Annotated in this window: 3 protein-coding genes; 1 reads left to right on the top strand and 2 read right to left on the bottom strand. The window is 58.8% G+C overall.

What is annotated here, in order from left to right; translation table 11 throughout:
- The coding region (locus DXC67_RS10475; RefSeq protein WP_199410547.1) for a hypothetical protein at nucleotides 1-294 on the top strand (294 nt) is incomplete at its 5' end.
- A gap of 122 nt (nucleotides 295-416) precedes the next feature.
- Here the strand turns inward: DXC67_RS10475 and grcA3 are convergent.
- The gene (gene grcA3 / locus DXC67_RS00985) at nucleotides 417-668 is read right to left on the bottom strand and encodes an autonomous glycyl radical cofactor GrcA3 (RefSeq protein ID WP_055252439.1); all 252 of its coding nucleotides are present in this window, start codon (nucleotides 666-668) and stop codon (nucleotides 417-419) included.
- A gap of 85 nt (nucleotides 669-753) precedes the next feature.
- Complete coding sequence (gene pflB / locus DXC67_RS00990) at nucleotides 754-2,805, bottom strand: formate C-acetyltransferase (protein WP_117637024.1); 2,052 nt, start codon at nucleotides 2,803-2,805, stop codon at nucleotides 754-756.
- Nucleotides 2,806-3,211: the final 406 nt, after the last annotated feature.

The raw sequence follows: 3,211 nt of genomic DNA on the forward strand, positions 1-3,211 counted from the left end.
GTGGCCAGGGAGGCGTACCGGGCGCTGATGCACCCGCACGAGATCAGGAGGCCGGCGGACGCGTCGGCCCTCGTGGCGGCAAGGCGCGCGGCGAGGGTCAGCCAGGTGAGGGCGGCGTCCATACTGGGCACCAGCGAGAAGTACATCTCGATGCTGGAGAGGGGCCAAAGGGAGCTCAAGCCCATAAGGAGGGCCTACGAGGCATGGGTCGAGGCCGGGCTTCCGCTCGATTGGGACAGGCGGGCCTTCGAGGCCGAGCGCAAAATGGATTCTAAAAAACACCTTGCCAAATAGGAGCGTCAGGACGCAAGAAGCCCTCGCCGCACGAAGTGCGCAGCGAGGGCTTCTTGCATGTCCGAGGACGTTTTGGGAGGTAGCCCAAACAGCCCCGGCGATCCTGCGGGAGTTAAACCCCTTTAGAACTTGTTGTGGAAGGTACGCGAAATGACCTCGTCCTGCTGCTCCTTGGTGAGCGTGTGGAAGTTCACGGCGTAGCCGGAAACGCGAATGGTCAGCTGCGGGTACTTCTCGGGGTGAGCCTGAGCGTCGAGCAGCGTCTCACGGTTGAAGACGTTGATGTTCAGGTGGTGGCCACCCTTCTCGGCGTAAGCGTCGAGCATGTGGACCAGGTTATCGGCCTGAGTCTCGGAAACTTCAGAAACCTTCATAATGTGTCTCCTTCGATCGATAGGCGCCGGCCGAAACCGGCGGACTAATCAGTAATCGTTATTGTTAGTATAGCACTAACAATAGTTACTCGCCCAGCTGATCAAGGTCGATATCGCCAAAGAACACCTGGTCCTCCTTGCCGAGCGCACCCGGGATGATGGAGAAGGTGTTGGAGATGCCGTCCTGAGCATCGCGGAACGGGAGCTTGGAAACCGAAGACAGCGAAGCGATGGCGCCGTGGCTATCGCGCTTGTGCATGGGGTTAGCACCCGGGGCGAAGGGCTGGCCAGCCTTGCGGCCATCAGGCGTAGAACCGGTCTTCTTGCCGTACACGACGTTGGAGGTAATGGTCAGAACCGAGGTCGTGGGCACGGAGTTGCGGTAGGTGTCGTTCATGCGGATGTACTCCATGAACTGGTGCACAACGTCGTGAGCGATCTGGTCGACGCGGTCGTCGTCGTTACCGTACTTGGGGAACTCGCCCTCGGTCTCAAAGTCGACGATGATGCCGTTCTCGTCACGGACGGGGTGGACCTTGGCGTACTTGATGGCGGACAGGGAGTCAGCCACGACGGAAAGGCCAGCGATGCCCGTAGCGAACCAGCGATGCACGTGCTTGTCGTGCAGAGCCATCTGGATGCGCTCGTAGCAATACTTGTCGTGCATGTAGTGAATGATGTTCAACGAGTTGACGTACACGCCAGCGAGCCACTTCATCATGTCGTTGTACTTGGCCACAACGTCGTCGTAATCGAGCGTATCGCCCTCGACGGCGCGGTACTTGGGGCCGACCTGCTTCTTGGAGACCTCGTCAACACCGCCGTTGAGCGCGTAGAGCAGGCACTTGGCCAGGTTGGCACGGGCGCCGAAGAACTGCATCTCCTTGCCGATGCGCATGGAGGACACGCAGCAGGCGATGCCGTAGTCGTCGCCGTGGTAAACGCGCATGAGGTCGTCGTTCTCGTACTGGATCGAGGAGCTGGCGACAGAAGTCTTGGCGCAGAACTTCTTGAAGTTCTCGGGCAGACGGGTCGACCACAGAACGGTCATGTTGGGCTCGGGGCTGGTGCCCATGTTCTCGAGCGTGTGCAGGTAGCGGTAGCTCATCTTGGTAACGAGCGTACGGCCGTCAACACCCATGCCGCCGATGGACTCGGTGACCCACTGCGGATCGCCGGTAAACAGGGCCTGGTACTCGGGGGTACGGGCAAACTTGACCATGCGGAGCTTCATGATGAAGTGATCCACGAACTCCTGGATCTGCTCCTCGGTGAAGGTACCGTTGGCAAGGTCGCGCTCAGCGTAGATGTCGATGAACGTGGAGGTACGGCCGATGGACATAGCGGCGCCGTTCTGCTCCTTGACGGAAGCGAGGTAGGCGAAGTACATCCACTGGATGGCCTCCTGCGTGTTGGTAGCAGGGTTGGAAATGTCGAAACCATAGGTCTCGGCCATCATCTTGAGCTCGCCGAGGGCGCGGATCTGCTCCTGCAGCTCCTCACGATCGCGGATGTTGTCGGCGGTCATGACCGTCGGGGTGGAAGCCTTCTGGGCCTCCTTGTCCTTGATCAGGTAGTCGACGCCGTACAGGGCAACACGACGGTAGTCGCCGATGATGCGGCCGCGGCCATAGCCATCGGGCAGACCGGTGATGATGTGGGCCGAGCGGCAGGCGCGCATCTCGGGGGTGTAAACATCGAAGACGCCAGCGTTGTGGGTCTTGCGCTCGAAGGTGTAGCGCTCGACAACGTTCTCGTCGACCTTATAGCCGTGCTGGCTGGCAGCCTGGCAAGCGATGCGGATGCCACCGTTGACGTGCAGCGCGCGCTTGAGCGGCTTGTCAGTCTGGAGACCGACGATGGTCTCCTTCTCGCGGTGGGCGTTATCGATGTAGCCAGCGGGGTGGCTCACGATACCCGTAACGGTCTTGGTGTCCATATCGAGGACACCGCCCTGCTCGCGCTCCTTAAGCAGCAGGTCGAGAACCTCGCCCCACAGCTCCTTGGTACGCTCGGTTGGGCCGGCGAGGAACGACTCGTCGCCCTCGTAGGGGGTGTAGTTCTTCTGGATGAAGTCTCGGACGTCAACTTCTCCCGTCCAGATGCCTTCCTTGAAGCCTTCCCATGCCTCCTGCATTGTGTAACCACGCTCCTAGTTACGTGTAATGCGGCGCTCTCTCACACCGCTGCTTATTGAATTCTTGAATGTTCGGCTTGCACTACCGGCTTCTTCCGTTCTTCACCACACGTTGGTGCAGGGAAAACGTTTGTCCACCTTGGAACTACAACCCAAAACCCAAGATTTCACCCGTTTGAGAAGGATAACATAGCGACCCTCTCCATCTGGGCTGTTATATGTTTCTTTTTTTATATCATAAAGGCGTTTTTTACAAACCCGCAGGAAATGCGAGCGCGAACAACTACCGTTCACCGATTTGTTTGGTATTTTTCCTTGCCTTTGTACGACGTTCACTCTAGCTGTTATGCCAGCTTTAGCAGGGTAAAGTGTTCCAGAGACCCTACAGAAACTGCAGGGCGGGCCC

Origin of the sequence: Collinsella sp. TF07-1 (genome assembly GCF_003437235.1) — a bacterium.
GTDB lineage: Bacteria > Actinomycetota > Coriobacteriia > Coriobacteriales > Coriobacteriaceae > Collinsella.

What these genes read in the sequence shown, in the direction of transcription:
- pflB (WP_117637024.1), bottom strand. Translation starts at nt 2,805, where the DNA reads ATGCAGGAGGCATGGGAAGGCTTCAAGGAAGGCATCTGGACGGGAGAA.
- grcA3 (WP_055252439.1), bottom strand. Translation starts at nt 668, where the DNA reads ATGAAGGTTTCTGAAGTTTCCGAGACTCAGGCCGATAACCTGGTCCAC.